Source organism: Serratia sp. PL7 (assembly GCF_945957435.1).
The window spans coordinates 107092-122891 of record NZ_CAMFLB010000014.1; the positions used below are offsets into that span (position 1 = coordinate 107092).

The 15800-nt window shown below is 54.7% G+C and carries 14 protein-coding genes; 7 read left to right on the forward strand and 7 right to left on the reverse strand.

Annotated features, from left to right (window positions below):
• Positions 1 to 58 precede the first annotated feature (58 nt).
• Positions 59 to 367: a carboxymuconolactone decarboxylase family protein gene (locus tag N6G83_RS35900; protein ID WP_024527604.1), complete on the forward strand. Its 309-nt coding sequence runs from the start codon at positions 59 to 61 to the stop codon at positions 365 to 367.
• The gene (locus N6G83_RS35905; protein ID WP_074030263.1) at positions 367 to 753 is read left to right on the forward strand and encodes a tautomerase family protein; all 387 of its coding nucleotides are present in this window, start codon (positions 367 to 369) and stop codon (positions 751 to 753) included. Before N6G83_RS35900 ends, N6G83_RS35905 begins: the two co-directional genes overlap by 1 nt.
• A 53-nt stretch (positions 754 to 806) precedes the next feature.
• Here the strand turns inward: N6G83_RS35905 and N6G83_RS35910 are convergent, their stop codons facing one another.
• The 6 genes from N6G83_RS35910 to ulaG all read right to left on the reverse strand — a co-directional run bounded on the left by N6G83_RS35910 (position 807) and on the right by ulaG (position 6228).
• Complete coding sequence (locus N6G83_RS35910; protein ID WP_021181740.1) at positions 807 to 1565, reverse strand: DeoR/GlpR family transcriptional regulator; 759 nt, start codon at positions 1563 to 1565, stop codon at positions 807 to 809.
• 33 nt (positions 1566 to 1598) lie between these two features.
• Positions 1599 to 2435, reverse strand: coding sequence for a rhomboid family intramembrane serine protease GlpG (gene glpG, locus N6G83_RS35915; RefSeq protein WP_024527602.1), 837 nt, complete (start codon positions 2433 to 2435; stop codon positions 1599 to 1601).
• A gap of 158 nt (positions 2436 to 2593) precedes the next feature.
• The gene (glpE, locus tag N6G83_RS35920) at positions 2594 to 2920 is read right to left on the reverse strand and encodes a thiosulfate sulfurtransferase GlpE (protein WP_024527601.1); all 327 of its coding nucleotides are present in this window, start codon (positions 2918 to 2920) and stop codon (positions 2594 to 2596) included.
• Between the two features lie 114 nt (positions 2921 to 3034).
• The gene (locus N6G83_RS35925; protein WP_161629477.1) at positions 3035 to 4024 is read right to left on the reverse strand and encodes an autotransporter outer membrane beta-barrel domain-containing protein; all 990 of its coding nucleotides are present in this window, start codon (positions 4022 to 4024) and stop codon (positions 3035 to 3037) included.
• 240 nt (positions 4025 to 4264) lie between these two features.
• A complete protein-coding gene (gene ulaR / locus N6G83_RS35930; RefSeq protein WP_024527599.1) occupies positions 4265 to 5020 on the reverse strand; it encodes an HTH-type transcriptional regulator UlaR in 756 nt (251 codons plus the stop codon).
• 143 nt (positions 5021 to 5163) lie between these two features.
• The gene (gene ulaG / locus N6G83_RS35935; RefSeq protein WP_024527598.1) at positions 5164 to 6228 is read right to left on the reverse strand and encodes an L-ascorbate 6-phosphate lactonase; all 1065 of its coding nucleotides are present in this window, start codon (positions 6226 to 6228) and stop codon (positions 5164 to 5166) included.
• Positions 6229 to 6638: 410 nt separating this feature from the next.
• Between ulaG and ulaA the strand changes: the two genes are divergently transcribed.
• The 4 genes from ulaA to N6G83_RS35955 are packed head-to-tail and all read left to right on the forward strand — an operon-like array spanning position 6639 to position 9511.
• Positions 6639 to 8036, forward strand: a complete 1398-nt coding sequence (ulaA, locus tag N6G83_RS35940; RefSeq protein WP_024527597.1) for a PTS ascorbate transporter subunit IIC — start codon at positions 6639 to 6641, stop codon at positions 8034 to 8036.
• A gap of 14 nt (positions 8037 to 8050) precedes the next feature.
• Complete coding sequence (ulaB, locus tag N6G83_RS35945) at positions 8051 to 8356, forward strand: PTS ascorbate transporter subunit IIB (RefSeq protein WP_024527596.1); 306 nt, start codon at positions 8051 to 8053, stop codon at positions 8354 to 8356.
• Between the two features lie 10 nt (positions 8357 to 8366).
• The gene (gene ulaC / locus N6G83_RS35950) at positions 8367 to 8840 is read left to right on the forward strand and encodes a PTS ascorbate transporter subunit IIA (protein WP_024527595.1); all 474 of its coding nucleotides are present in this window, start codon (positions 8367 to 8369) and stop codon (positions 8838 to 8840) included.
• 14 nt (positions 8841 to 8854) lie between these two features.
• Positions 8855 to 9511: a 3-keto-L-gulonate-6-phosphate decarboxylase UlaD gene (locus N6G83_RS35955; RefSeq protein WP_029710879.1), complete on the forward strand. Its 657-nt coding sequence runs from the start codon at positions 8855 to 8857 to the stop codon at positions 9509 to 9511.
• A 574-nt stretch (positions 9512 to 10085) separates the two neighbouring features.
• On the opposite strand, the gene malT is transcribed toward N6G83_RS35955, so the two are convergent.
• Positions 10086 to 12800: an HTH-type transcriptional regulator MalT gene (malT, locus tag N6G83_RS35960; protein WP_024527593.1), complete on the reverse strand. Its 2715-nt coding sequence runs from the start codon at positions 12798 to 12800 to the stop codon at positions 10086 to 10088.
• A 593-nt stretch (positions 12801 to 13393) separates the two neighbouring features.
• On the opposite strand from malT, the gene malP reads away from it, so the two are divergent.
• Positions 13394 to 15799 carry a maltodextrin phosphorylase gene (gene malP, locus N6G83_RS35965; RefSeq protein ID WP_024527592.1) on the forward strand — a complete coding sequence of 802 codons (2406 nt, stop codon included), beginning with the start codon at positions 13394 to 13396 and terminating at the stop codon, positions 15797 to 15799.
• Position 15800 lies beyond the last annotated feature (1 nt).

The following is a 15800-nucleotide window of genomic DNA, read 5'->3' on the forward strand; positions in this document are numbered from 1 at the left end:
TTTTCAGGATTTGACTATCACGCCAGAATGGGTTGACTGTCAATACGGAGAGAATGCCATGACCCAATCCACCGACCGAGACATGCTTGCCCGACTGGCCCCCAAACTGGCTGAATTGAGCAAGGAGGTTCTTTTTGATGATATATGGCAGCGCGGTGAACTCTCCCCGCGTGATCGCAGCCTGATAACATTGTCTGCTCTGGCTGCGCTGGGGCGGGTGCAACAGCTACCGTGGCACCTCGATTTTGCTCGGAAAAATGGTCTGAGCCAGCAGGAGATTATTGAAGCGTTCACCCATTTGGCTTTTTATGCAGGCTGGCCGGCCGCAGTATCTGCAATCGGCTGTATTGATGAGGAGAGTATCTGATGCCCTTCAGCCGAATTACACTTCGCCAAGGCTACAGTGAGACACAACTTCAGAAAATTTCTGACATTTTGCACCAGAGCCTGACGGAGGAGTTTGACGTTCCGCCAGACGACCGTTTTCAGGTCATTGAAACGCTACCTGCCAGCCAGCGCATTTTTGACCGGCATTATCAGAGCAATGAACGCAGCGACAACTTTGTCCTGTTTCAGATCATCGCAGGAAAGCCGCGTACCGCCGGGCAGAAGCAGAGTTTTTACCATGTGCTGAGTGAGCGCCTGAACAGGGGGCTGAATATTCATCCCGATGATGTCATGGTGATTATTCAGTACAACAACGCCGCTGACTGGAGCTTCAGCAATGGTCGCATGTATTGCCCTGGGGGATGAGCTAATTCGTGGCACGTTAGGCCCCCTCTCCATTTAGTGAGGGGGCGGGGCGATCAGCAGAGTTCCAGCTGTACGTCGTACTGCTCGATAATCTTCATCACGCTGGGTGGCGGAGCCTGATCGGTAAACAGATAGTCGATCAGGTTCATGTTCCCCAGGTTCACCATCGCGTTACGGCCAAACTTGGAATGGTCGGTAACCAACATCACGCAGCGGGAGTTTTCGATAATCGCGCGTTTGGTTCGCACTTCGTGATAGTCGAATTCGAGCAGCGAGCCATCCATATCGATGCCGCTAATGCCGAGAATGCCGAAATCCAGGCGGAACTGGGAGATAAAGTCCAGCGTGGCTTCGCCCATGATGCCGCCATCACGGGTACGTACCTCACCACCGGCCAGGATCAGGCGGAAATCTTCTTTGGCAGTGAGCAGGGTGGCCACGTTCAGGTTGTTGGTCACGACCCGCAGATTTTTATGGCCCATCAAGGCGTGGGCTACCGCTTCCGGCGTGGTACCAATATCGATAAACAGCGTGGCGCCGTCCGGTATCTGGCTGGCTACGCGCTGGGCGATGCGGGCTTTCTCTTCCGACCACATCACCTTGCGATCGTGATAAGCGGTGTTTACCGAACTGGAAGGTAACGCAGCTCCACCGTGATGACGCTGTATTTTGTTCTGATCGGCCAGGTCATTCAAATCACGGCGAATGGTTTGCGGGCTGACGGCAAAGTGCTCCACCAGTTCTTCCGTACTGACATATCCCTGTAGGCGCACTAATTCGATAATTGCGTCATGACGCTGTGTTTGCTTCACGATATTCCCCTAATACACCGATGTGCCTGGTTGTTATTGTTCGTTGTGCGCGCGATGCCGCGTATCCCAGAATGCCATTAATAACCCTATCACTAAACCGGCAACGTGTGCCGCATTGGCGATCGACATTCCTAAAATATCGAAATAACCGGCCACCAGCCAGAGCGCGGAAAAGACCATCAAGCCCCGTGGCAGGTTCAAACCGCGTTCCGGTGCGCGTTCACCGCTCAGCCAGACATAGCCCATCAGTGCGTAAACTACCCCGGAAAGCCCGCCGAACAGCGCACCGCTGAACAGCGACTGTGCCCAGCCGCTAAAGAAGGCTGATACTACGGCGATCACAAACAGCTTGCCGGTGCCGAGGAGTTTTTCCAGCGGACCACCAAGATACCACCACCACATCAGGTTAAAGGTAATGTGCAGCAGCGAGAAGTGCAAAAACGCATGGCTGACCCAGCGCCACAGCTGGCCATATTGCGAGCTGTTTTGCGGCCAGGAGAGCCAGAACATGACGGTATCATCACCCAGCACCTGCATCAGGATATAGACCAGAATGCACAGGCTCATCACCGTTAGCGTCAGCGGCCCTGCCTTGCTGCGGATGATTTGCAGGTAAGAAAACTGTTGATACTGTAGACCGGCATCGGTGCTGCCTGCTTGCCAACTGGCGGCCTGATAGCGGCGGTTGAACGGATCGAGCAGGAACTGTTGCAGTTCGTGTTGCACCTGCTCCAGATGGGCCTCGTCCGCCAGCCAGATTTCGGCTGCATCGCCCGTGGCGCGGACTTCAAGTACAACCCCTTGCGTTGCCATGTAATCGACAAAGGCCTGCGCCAGGCGAGGGTTGGATACGGCGATCACTCGAACCATAGATTTTCCGTCTAAGTAGATGACTTTGGCCACGGGCAAAACCGCCGATGGCATTGGCGGCTGATTATACCGTTGAAATCCTGAGCGCAGGGAAGGGATCTGACAAAAACAGTGCAGAATTCAGCGATTGGCCGCCCAGAAAGGCGGCCCAAAGGGGGTTAGGCGGAGGTCTCAACGTCCTGTGGGAACTGGCGGGCCCAGGCCTCAAAGCCGCCATCAATACTGTAAACCGCGTCAAACCCCTGATGCAGCAGGTACTGCGCGGCGCTACGGCTGCTGTTGCCGTGATAGCACATGACCATCACCGGGCGATCGAACTCGTTCTGCTGCATAAATGCGGACAGGGTGGCATTGGTCAGATGAAAAGCGCCTGGCGTATGCCCAGCCTCAAAGCTTTGTGGATCGCGGATATCAACCAGTGCGGTGCTACCGTCTTTCAGGCGTTGGTGTGCTTGCACAACGTCGATCGTTTCAAACTGTTCCATAACTGCAAAATACCGGGTAATGGGATAATGTCTTTATTGTATCCAACTTTTGCAGGTATTAGACCAGAGCAACAGCAGGGACTTTATCCCCGCCGCCTTGCAGCCGTAGCGTTGTTACCAGCGATAGCTCACACCCAAGGTGCCACCGTAATCCTGGTAGCTGTTGGCTCCCATGGTGATCCCGCCTTCGAACCACAGCTGCATGTTGTAAGTGCTAGGCGAATGCAGGCCTAACTTGACCTCAAAAAGATCATCCAGAGCGTTGGTCTCTACCCGCGTATCATTAAAGTTGACCGCGCTTTTGCCACTATTATGCCACCAGTTGGTGGCGAGATAGGCGGTAGTATAATCGTCTTGATCGCTGTACCAGCGAATACCGACGCGTGAAGTAAAGTTTGGCGCATCGGCCTGATGAATATAGACGCCTGCCGGATCCTGATAATTATCGGCATCGAAGCGGTTATAAATAATCTGCAGCTGTGGCTCGATAATCAACTCGAGTGCCGAAAAAGGCTGTAGGGCATAGCCAGTTTCCAGCGAAGCGCTAAAGCCGGTGCTGTCATAATTCTGTTTGCCCTGCGCATAGGTCACGCTGTTGTTAAACCAGGCATATTGCAGCCAGGAATCCACATACGCCCCAGAATGCTTTTTCTTATCCTGATACCAGGTGCTGTAAGCGCCGATAGAATAGCCGTCGACTTTACCTTCGGATGAGAGTGTGGCGCTGTTAGCACTGCTCTTGGCGTGGCCGTAGCCGGTCATCAGGCCTGCCGTCCACTCTTCTTTGTTGTTATCCAAGGCGAGCAAATCCCCGCCAAGCATAAAGACCTGACGATCCATATCGACGGGCAAACCATTATCGCCCGCGCTCAGATCCTTGCTGTGATAACCCGAAGCGCGCATCCAGAATTGACTGTCTCCTGGCGCGGTCTTTCTTTGGTGTAGGGTATGAGAAAATAACGTTGATGCGGCAACCTGATTACCCAGATAAACCCCGGCATCGGGCCGAGAACTATAATCGATGAGGGTATCCGTGCTCGCTATGGCCGGAGAGGTGGTGAGATAAATCCCGACCACAATAAGTGTTTTCCTGTTTATTGCCACAATCCCAACTCCCTATGGAAATTTGCCGCAATAGTACCCAGATGAAACGATAATGTCATGAGAAAACAGGCGGGCTTTAGAGTGATCGTGAGTGATATCGCTCGACCTATTTATTTGGTGGATGTATCAGGCTCTATATATTACCTAAACTATAGGTTGCTTAATAAAAGGAGAATGAATGTTCATCCTGGGAAATCACCCAGGATGACAAAAATAGATAGCAAGGCAGCGGCGTAAAGGTTAAACCAACTGGACATCCACCCCTTGTAGGCGCAGTTGCTCGACTATCGCCGGATCGGCATCGCGCCCGGTAATCACGATATCGATCTGCTCGGTGCGGCTGAACAGCATACCGGCCCGTTGGCCGACCTTACTGCTGTCCACCAACACCACCAGCTTACCGACGTAGTTGAGCATCTTCTGCTCTGCCATGGCGGTGAGCATGTCGGTTTTATATAGCCCGTCGCTGGTGAGGCCGATCCCGCTGGTGAACATCCAGTGCCCGGCATACAGGGTGGCATCGCCGTCCTGGGGAGCCAGGGTGATCGACTGACTTTTATTGTACTGACCACCCATGATCACCACGCTTTCGTGCTCACGTTCGATCAGGTAGTTGGCCAGCGGCAGGTAGTTGGTGATCACCTGCACCTCTTTACCGCACATCTCACGCCCCAGCAGAAAGGCGGTGGAACCGCAGTTGATGACTACACTCTCACCTGCCTGGCAAAGCTGAGCGGCCGCTTTGGCGATACGCATCTTCTCATCCAGATGCTGAGTTTGATGGATATTGAGCGGTGTCCAGGTGGGGCGAGGGGTGCTGGTGGCTTCGGCACCGTTACGCACCTTACGCAGCTTACCGGTCTCATTGAGTTTATTGATGTCGCGGCGCGCGGTTGCCGGTGAGATCTCGAAGGCGCTAATCACATCGGCCACGGAAATTTGCCCCTTACGCTGTAAGAGATCGAGAATGGCATTATGGCGCTGGGATTCGGTCATTCGGGCTCCGTCTGGAAATGAGAACGTTCCCCCGTCTTCAGGGGATATGCCGTGATTATATGCGCACCTGCTGATGATTTGAATCATCCGTGTGCAGAAGTGCGCATAAAGCTGCAGCGGCGTCACGTTCTCACGCTTGACCGTTACAGGAAGGATTTAAATGGCAAATCCGGTTCAAGGGTAAAGCAATCATCAAAGCCGCGTGGATAGTGGTATTCAAAGTTGTCTTTGTCCAACGGCCAGGTGAATTTTCCCCCCACCTGCCAGATAAACGGCTTAAAGCCATATTTCAGCCGGTCCTTTTTCATTTCCCACAGTACGCGGATTTCCTGCGGATCGGCCTGAAAGTTCGACCAGATATCATGATGGAACGGGATCACTACCTTGGCGTTCAGCGATTCCGCCATGCGCAGAATGTCGGCGCTGGTCATTTTATCGGTTATGCCGCGTGGGTTTTCGCCATAGGAGCCAAGCGCCACGTCGATCTGGTGATCGTTGCCGTGCTTGGCGTAATAGTTGGAGTAGTGGGAGTCCCCGCTGTGGTAAAGATTGCCCCCAGGAGTCTTGAACAGGTAGTTGACCGCCCGCTGATCCATGCCATCTGGCAGCATGCCCGCCGCTTTTTGCTCCACCGGCAAGGTGATCAGCGCCGTACGATCGAAGGCATCCAACGCGCAGATCTCCACGTCTTTGATTTTGATGACATCGCCAGGCTTCACTACGATGCAGCGCTCCGCCGGTACGCCCCAGCCAAGCCAGATATCCACGCAGCTCTGCGGCCCGATAAAGGGCACGTTGGCGGCACAGTTTTGCATCACCGCGGCGGCGACGTTGACGTCGATATGGTCGTTATGATCGTGAGTGGCCAGTACGGCATCAATCTGCCTGATGGCAAAGGGATCGAGGACGAACGGCGTGGTGCGCAGATTGGGCTGCAGCTTCTTCACCCCGGCCATGCGTTGCATCTGGTGGCCGGTTTTCATCAGCGGATTAGCGTGGCTCTGCTTGCCGGTACCACACCAGAAATCGACGCAAAGATTAGCATTTTCCTCTGATTTCAACCAGATACCAGTACATCCCAGCCACCACATGGCGAAGGTGCCGGGGGCAACCTGCTCTTGCTCAATTTCTTCATTTAGCCAGGAGCCCCATTCCGGAAAGGTATTCAGGATCCAGGACTCGCGGGTGATGGTAGTGACTTTACTCATGATTCGTTCCTCATCATCAGGGCATTTTACATCAAATTGAATCACGAATTATCATTTTGTGATTCAATTTGATTTGTTTTGCTGAATCTAGCACCGTTTATTTATCCTGACAACCGCTGTTTAGCCGGTTTAAATCTGGCGTTTTACCTCGGTGATTCGGCTTTATGCACAACAGGTCATTCATTAACTTGTATTTAATTCAATGGGTAATGGAATTTACGTCAACCCGGCTCATTGAATGTACAAATTTTTACCCTATAACTTGCGAGGTTGTTCACAAATAATCATTTATGATCTTTTGGTGATTCGCTGTGATTGCTATGGTTAGCCTATCCCTGCGTTATAGTGACGCGTTGGCCTGGCGACCAGCGGCGTTCCCTACGGCGCATAAACGCTACATGGAGAGCCGTATGGAAACCCTCTACACCATCTTCACCGTGTTTTTTAATCAGGTAATGACCAATGCTCCGTTGTTACTGGGGCTGGTCACGCTGCTGGGCTATCTGCTATTGCGCAAAAGCGCGGCGGTGATCATCAAAGGCACCATCAAAACCATCATCGGCTTTATGCTGTTGCAGGCCGGTTCCGGCATCCTGACCGGTACCTTCAAACCGGTGGTGGCCAAGCTTTCCGAGGTTTATGGCATCAACGGTGCCATCTCAGACACCTACGCCTCGATGATGGCGACCATTGAACGGATGGGGGATGCCTATAGCTGGGTGGGTTATGCGGTGCTGCTGGCACTGGCGCTGAATATTGTCTATGTCTTGCTGCGGCGCATCACCGGCATCCGCACCATCATGCTGACGGGCCATATCATGTTTCAGCAGGTGGGGCTGATCGCGGTGTTCTTCTACATCTCCGGTTACGACATGTGGACCACCATACTGTGTAGCGCCCTGATCGCCTCGCTGTATTGGGGGATCACCTCCAACATGATGTTCAAGCCCACCCAATCGGTGACGGAAAACAGCGGTTTTTCCATTGGCCACCAACAGCAGTTTGCCTCCTGGGTAGCCTATAAGGTGGCGCCTTATCTTGGTAAAAAAGAGGACAGCGTGGAAGACCTCAAGCTGCCCGGCTGGCTGAATATCTTCCATGACAATATCGTTTCCACCGCCATCGTGATGACGGTGTTCTTTGGCATCATTCTCTGTTCCTTCGGGCTCAATACTCTGCAGCAGATGGCGGGTAAAACCCATTGGACGATCTACATCCTGCAAACCGGCCTGATGTTTGCCGTCGCTATCTTCATCATCGTGCAGGGCGTGCGGATGTTCGTTGCCGAACTGACCGAAGCCTTCAACGGCATCTCCCAACGCCTGATCCCTGGGGCGGTGCTAGCCATCGATTGCGCCGCCATTTACAGCTTTGCGCCCAATGCGGTGGTGTGGGGCTTTATGTGGGGTACCGTAGGGCAACTGATCGCGGTGGGCGTACTGCTGGCGCTTGGTTCCTCCATCATGATCATCCCTGGTTTTATCCCGATGTTTTTCTCCAACGCCACCATCGGCGTGTTTGCCAACCATTTTGGCGGCTGGCGTGCGGCGATGAAGATTTGCCTGGTGATGGGGATGATCGAAATCTTTGGCTGCGTATGGGCCATCAAACTGACCGGGCTAAGCGCCTGGATGGGGATGGCGGACTGGTCAATCCTGGCACCGCCGCTGATGCAGGGCCTGAGCTTCGGCCTGTGGTTTATGGGCGTGGTGGTAGTTATCGCGCTGTTGTACATGTTCTTCGCCGGGCGCACGTTGCGCGCGGAAGAGGATGCGGAAAAACAACTTACTGAATCGGCTTCAAACTAACTGGAGAGCACAACATGACGGTACGAATTCTGGCGGTATGCGGTTGTGGGCAGGGTAGTTCCATGATCATGAAAATGAAAGTCGACCAGTTCCTCACCCAACAAGGCGTAGACCACACGGTCAACAGCTGCGCGGTGGGGGAATACAAATCCGAACTGAGCGGCGCCGACATCATTATTGCCTCCACCCACGTGGCTGACGAAATCATCGTCAGTGGCAACAAGTATGTGGTGGGGGTGCGCAATATGCTGTCTGCCGCCGATTTCGGCCCCAAGCTGATGGACGTGATCGGCACTCATTTCCCCAAAGACATCAAGTGAGGCAACGGCAATGAAGCTGAGTGATTCGCTGGCGCACAATAAGTCGATTTTGTTGCAGGCCGAGGCACAAGACTGGCAGCAGGCGGTGAAAATCGGCGTCGATCTGTTGGTGGAGGCCGGTGTGGTAGAACCTCGCTATTTCAATGCCATTCTGGCCGGTGTTGAGCAGTTTGGCCCGTACTTTGTCTTGGCCCCGGGGCTGGCAATGCCCCACGGCAGGCCGGAGGAGGGGGTGTTAAAAACCGGTTTTGCGCTGGTCACGCTGAAAACGCCGGTTCGTTTTGGCGATGAGGACAACGACCCGATCGATATCCTGATCACCATGGCGGCGGTGGATGCCAAAACGCATCAGGAGGTCGGCATCCTGCAGGTGGTTAACCTGTTCGAGGATGAGGCCAACTTCGATCGCTTGCGAGCCTGCCGTACACCACAGCAGGTACTGGATCTGATAAACCTGACTTCTGCCGCTGCGGCAGCCCACTAAGGAGAGCAAGCAAGATGGCAAATACTTTACCAATGTTGCAGGTTGCGCTGGATAACCAGTCAATGGATGACGCTTATCGCACCACGCGTCTGATCGCCAATGAGGTTGATATTATTGAGGTTGGCACCATTCTGTGCGTGGCCGAAGGGGTACGTGCGGTGCGCGATCTGAAAGCGCTTTACCCAGACCGAATCGTGCTGGCGGATGCCAAAATCGCCGACGCTGGTAAAATCCTCTCGCGCATGTGCTTTGAGGCTAATGCGGACTGGGTCACGGTGATCTGCTGCGCTGATATCAACACCACCAAAGGGGCGCTGGCGGTAGCCAAAGAGTTTAACGGTGATGTGCAGATCGAGTTGACCGGTTTCTGGACCTGGGAGCAGGCACAGGAGTGGCGTGACGCAGGGATCCAGCAAGTGGTTTACCATCGCAGCCGCGATGCGCAGGCCGCCGGAGTGGCATGGAGCGATGCGGATATCACCGCTATCAAACGTCTTACCAGCATGGGCTTCAAGGTGACCGTGACCGGCGGTTTGGCCTTGGAAGATCTGCCGCTGTTCAAGGGCATTCCTATTCACGTGTTTATTGCTGGCCGCAGCATTCGCGATGCCGCTGATCCCGTGGCCGCCGCTCGCGAGTTCAAACGTACTATCGCCCAACTGTGGGGATGATGCTTGCCCCTCACCCCAACCCTCTCCCACAGGGAGAGGGCGCTGGTACGGAGCTGTGTTTAGGTACAAGAGTCATTCTGTTGCATGGTATAGGCAGGGTAAAGTAGTCAATTTGTGGCAAGTACGACGCCTTGCGAATTTATGGTTGAGCGCAGTTGTTAAAATGTGGCGCGTTCGGTCCCCCTCTTCCACAGGGAGAGGGAGCTGGTACGGAGCTGCGTTTAGGTACAAGAGTCATTCTGTTGCATGGAATAGGCAGGGTAAAGTAGTCAATTTGTGGCAAGTACGACGCCTTGCGAATTTATGGTTGAGCGCAGTTGTTAAAATGTGGCGCGTTCGGTCCCCTCTTCCACAGGGAGAGGGAGGTGGTGCGGGGCTTTGTTTAGGTACAAGAGTCATTCTGTTGCATGGTATAGGCAGGGTAAAGTAGTCAATTTGTGGCAAGTACGACGCCTTGCGAATTTATGGTTGAGCGCAGTTGTTAAAATGTGGCGCGTTCGGTCCCCTCTCCCTGTGGGAGAGGGTTAGGGTGAGGGGCGCTACACTTGGCTTAACCTATTGATCTGCTCTAAAACTACGCACCATAACCCATCATTTTCAGCAACTGCTGCGCCTGCTGCACCGCTTCCTGCCGATGTGCGACCCCCAGTTTCTGGTACAGATTACGGATATGGGTTTTGATGGTGGTGGCCGCCACGGCCAGTTCCCCGGCGATCTGATCGTTGCTGTAACCGGAGTAAATCAGGCCCAGCACCTGCCATTCACGCTGTGTCAGCGGGCTGGTGCGGATCAATTCTGGCACTTGTGGGTGAGTTAGCAGCTTATCGACGAAGTTCTCGTCAAAATGGGCGAACTTGTGCCGGTGGTGCTGGTTGATATCGCGCAGAATGCGCTGGGCGCGATGCTGTTCCATTTCCGGCAGCGTGTTGAGCTGGATCAGTTGACGCAGTTGCTGCGCCATGGCCTCTCCCTCGATCACAAAGTGGCTGATAAACCCGGTACGGTTGGCCAGCGAAAGTGATTCTATCAGCGCGCGCTGGGCATCCGCTTTGCGGTCCATCTGCCAGTAGAGTTGGTTGCTGAGCAGTAGGTTACGATTGAGATCGCTCACCAACCGCAGGCGGCGGGCATTTTCGTTCAGCTCGTCTAACACCACTTCAGCTTCTTCGTACTGTCCAAGCAGGATCTGCACGCGGGCGATATTACGCCATTGCCCCTGCATAAAGTGGTTGTTGGCCATCCCCGGTTTTTCGGTATGGCGCAGCCAATTGGCCGCTGCGGTGGTATCACCGGTCATCTGCCAGTGGATCACCCTTGGTTTATCGGCATTGGTCAGCCAGTCCCGGTGATACTGTGAGCCATGCAGCAGGACTTCGCTGCGCAGCAGATGAGCATTGGCATTATCCAGATCGCCACGCGCCAGCGAGCATTTCGCCAACATCGCCAGGCATTGCAACTGCTGCTGCGGCTGGTAGTTAGCCAACACCTTCAGCCCTTCACGTGCGGCTTCTTCGGCTTCGTCCAACCGTGACCATGACCAGAGCACCTGTGAGCGGATGCGCAGCAGGAATTCGTGCATCGGTAACTGCTCCAGATGCTGTTCACGCACCAGTTCGAAGGCCTTATCCTGCGTTTCATAGGCGGCTTGCAGGAACCCTTGCGCGATCAGAATTTCGCTCTGCTGCAACAGTGCCCACAGCGCATAGTGGTAAGCCTGATGGCGACGAGCCATCTGTTCGGTCTGCTGCATCATGGGCAGAGCCCGTGCCAGCTCTCCTTTGCAGTGGTGAACCTCACCGGTGACGGAGGTGGCCACGATGCGGCTGTAATAGCTGGATAGCGGCAGGAATTTCAGCGCCTCGGTGGCCAGGCGTTCGGCCTCTTCCGGTTTACCGGCGTTGATCGCCACCTGAGCACGCAGCGCGTCAAATTCAGCATGCAGAGTCTGGTCAATGACGATCTTTTGCTGGAGCATGGCCTGTTCGGCGCGTTCCAACTGGGTGTTCACTTCGCTGTAACGGTGCTGGCTTTGTGCCAGCCAGGCTTGCAGCAGGGCCAGTTTCGGGTTCTGGATCAGCCGTTCGTACGGCAGAGCATTCAGACACTCTTCCAGCAAGGCCAGTTCGCTGTGATGGAACAACGACCAGGCATGTTGCAACAGGATATCGCGCAGCATGCTGACATCGCTGGCCGCCAACGCATGGTGAATGGCTTCCGCCGGGTAACCGAGCGCCAACCAACCTTCCGCTGCCGCATGGTGCAGGCCTGGCAGTTCCAGCGCCAATTCCCACTGGCAACGCTGGCGCAGGAACGAGGCAAATAGCGGATGGAAACAGAACCATTCGCCGGTATCGTCCATGCGGTGAATAAACAGGCCTTGGCGTTCAAGCTCTTCCAGGCGCTGCTGGCCGTTGTCTTCCCCGGTCAGGCGAACGATCAACGCGTCGTTCATCGAACGTAGCACCGAGCAACGTAACAGAAATGCGCGGGCATCGGCATCGACGCGATCCAGCACCTCATCCACCAGATAATCGGACAGGTGGCTGGCGTTCAGCCCGGCCAGACGTTTGGCAGATTGCTGAGCGGAAGAGGTGGACTGACGGGCGGAGAGTGCGATCAGCTGCAAGGCGGTTGCCCAGCCTTCCACTTCGTCACACAGACGGCTGCTGTCATTGTGCTCCAGTGGGGAGGTAAGGCGGCAGTCAAAGAACTGTTTCGCCTCCTGGTGATTAAAAGCCAACTGGCGCGTGCTCAGCTCTAACAGCTGGTCGCGTACGCGAAGATTGGCAATCCCCAGGGGAGGCAGGGTGCGGGAAAGGATCAGCAGCGTCAGATTTTCGGGCTGGTGGCGTAGGAAGAAGCGCATCGCCTCATGGATCTGGTCATTGGTGATCAGGTGGTAATCGTCGATCACCAGGTACAGCGGCAGGTGCCAGTCAGACAGCTCGATAAACAGCTGAGCAAATAGCGCCGAAAGATTAGCGTATTGGTGTTTTTGGCTTAATGCCTCGCTTTTCACGCAGTGGCCAGCGGTGGCCTGTTGCAGCGCAGCGATCAGATAGCTGGCGAAGCGCTCCGGCTGGTTGTCGCTCTCGTCCAGGGAGTACCATCCCAGATCCGATTTGCCCGCAGCCCATTGTGCCACCAGCGTGGTCTTACCGTAGCCTGCCGGGCAATTGACCAATGTCAGGCGATAGTTCGCCGCACCGGCCAGCTTCGCCAGCAGACGATCGCGTACCACGGTATTTTGCAGCCGTACCGGACGGCTCAGTTTTGATGGGATCAGCATAATATTCCAGGTGTAAAGTGCGGTTCCCGCCGCCGAAGGACTGCCCGAAGGAATTTATTTTACCGTGTTCCAGTCTCGGGACCGGGTTGAGTTAATTATTTTGTAGCTCGTAATTAATCCCCCTCTTTAACTTCGAACATCGTCAACGGTAATGCAACAAGCTTGCGCTTTGGCTTGAAGTTAAATTGCTATTGATCACACTTTTTTATGTTTGCCCCCGGTTCCGCTCTAACTGCGCTTTACATCGCGCCTGATTACCCTCAGAAATTACCCTGTTTTTCGGTTGTTAGTGGACAAGTACAAAACTTCATCAGCTATCATAACTGTGCTAACGTCCTGAGGTTTGCCGTCGATTTTATGCTCACCGGTGATATCGATGGGCTTTCTTACCGCACGCAAGGGGGCTTAAAAAGTGCCTGAGATCACAGTTTCAGCTACGCCCCAATCCTCCTCCCCAGCTAATCCCCAGGCGGGATGATGCCATTGCGGGTTCTCCCCGGCACGATAGTGAAAAAATTGGCCCATTTACTACCCAATGGAACTCAAGTTGCCGCTTGAAAGACGACGGGTACACCGGATAGAGAGTTTTACCTATGTCACAGCCTATGCTCAAAAAGGACGTTTTTCTGGCTGCACTGACTCGTCAGTGGCAGCGTTTTGGCCTCAGCTCCGCACAGCAGATGACTCAGCATCAATGGTGGGAGGCCGTAAGTGCCGCTCTCGCCGAACAGCTGGCCGCGCAGCCTGCGCCGCGTAAAAGCAGCAAGTCGTTGCGCCATGTAAACTACATCTCGATGGAATTCCTGATTGGCCGCCTGACTGCCAACAACCTGATCAACCTCGGCTGGTATGACACCGTTGAGGCGGCGTTGGCAGAGCAAGACGTCAAGTTGGCAGATTTGTTGGAGCAGGAAACCGATCCGGCGTTGGGTAACGGTGGGCTGGGGCGTTTAGCCGCTTGCTTCCTGGACTCGATGGCCACGGTGGAGCAACCGGCTACCGGCTATGGGCTGAACTATCAATACGGGCTGTTCCGTCAGTCGTTCAAAGAGGGCCATCAGCAAGAGGCACCGGATAACTGGCAGCGCGAGAGCTACCCGTGGTTCCGCCATAATGCTGCGTTGGCGGTGGATGTCGGGATTGGTGGCAAGATAGAGAAACTGGCCGATGGCCGCGAGCTGTGGCACCCGCAGTTTACCCTGCGTGGGGAAGCTTGGGATCTGCCGGTGTTGGGCTTCCGTAACGGGGTCACCCAGCCGCTGCGTCTGTGGCAGGCAACGCATAGTCATCCATTCGATCTGGGGGATTTCAACGACGGCAAATTCCTGCAGGCGGAAAAGCAGGGCGTAGAAGCCGCCAAGCTGACCAAGGTGCTCTATCCGAATGACAACCATCAGGCTGGCAAACGCCTGCGCCTGATGCAGCAGTATTTCCAGTGTGCTTGCTCGGTGGCCGATATTCTGCGTAAACACCATCTGGCCGGGCGCAAGATTGAAGAGTTGCCGAAGTACGAAGTGATCCAACTCAACGACACCCACCCAACCATCGCCATTCCAGAGCTGTTGCGTATTCTGCTCGATGAGCACCAACTGGATTGGGATGCAGCCTGGGCGATCACCAGCAAGACCTTTGCCTATACCAACCACACCCTGATGCCGGAAGCCTTGGAGTGCTGGGATGAGAAACTGGTGCGCAGCCTGCTGCCGCGCCACTTCTCTATCATCAAGCAGATCAACGCCAACTTTAAGCGGTTGGTAGACCAACACTGGCCGGGCGATGAGGCGGTGTGGGCCAAGCTGGCAGTGCACCACAACAAGCAGGTGCGCATGGCCAACCTGTGCGTGGTCAGCGGTTTTGCGGTGAACGGTGTGGCTCAGTTGCACTCGGATCTGGTAGTCAAAGATCTGTTCCCGGAATATCACCAACTGTGGCCGAACAAATTCCACAACGTCACCAACGGCATTACGCCGCGCCGCTGGCTCAAGCAGTGTAACCCGGCATTGTCAGGCCTGATCGATACCACCCTGAAAGTGGAGTGGGCCAACGATCTTGATGCGCTGAAGGGGTTGGAAAAATACGCCGAAGATGCCGCTTTCCGCGAGAAGTATCAGCAGATCAAGCGTGATAACAAGGTGATCCTGGCCAACTACGTGCACAGCGTAATGGGATTGACGCTCAATCCAGATGCGATCTTCGACGTGCAGATCAAACGCCTGCACGAGTACAAGCGCCAGCATCTGAATCTGCTGCACATTCTTTCGCTGTATCGCCAGTTGCGGGATAACCCGGATCTGGACATCGTGCCACGCGTATTCCTGTTTGGTGCCAAAGCTGCGCCAGGTTACTACCTGGCGAAGAACATCATCTATGCGATTAACCAGGCCGCAGAGAAGATCAATAACGATCCGATCGTCAAAGATCGCCTGAAAGTGGCCTTCATTCCTGATTATCGCGTTTCTGTCGCTGAACTGATGATCCCGGCGGCGGACATTTCCGAGCAGATCTCCACCGCCGGTAAAGAAGCGTCGGGTACCGGGAATATGAAGCTGGCGCTGAACGGCGCACTGACCGTGGGCACGCTGGACGGAGCTAACGTCGAGATCGCCGAGCAGGTCGGCGAGGACAACATCTTTATTTTCGGTAACACCGTGGAGCAGGTTAAAGCACTGTTGGCCAAGGGTTATGATCCGCTGAGCTATCGCAAGAAAGACAAGCACCTGAAAGCAATCCTGGACGAACTGGCCAGCGGCGCATTCAGTCATGGTGACAAGCACGCTTTCGATATGATGCTGCACAGCCTGTTGGAAGGCGGCGATCCGTATCTGGTGCTGGCGGACTTTGCTTCCTACTGCGAAGCTCAACGGCAGGTAGACAAACTGTACCGTGACCGCGACGAATGGACGCGCCGCACTATCCTTAACACCGCGCGCGTAGGCATGTTCAGCTCGGATCGTTCGATCCGTGACTATCAGCAACGCATTTGGCAAGCCAAGCGTTAAG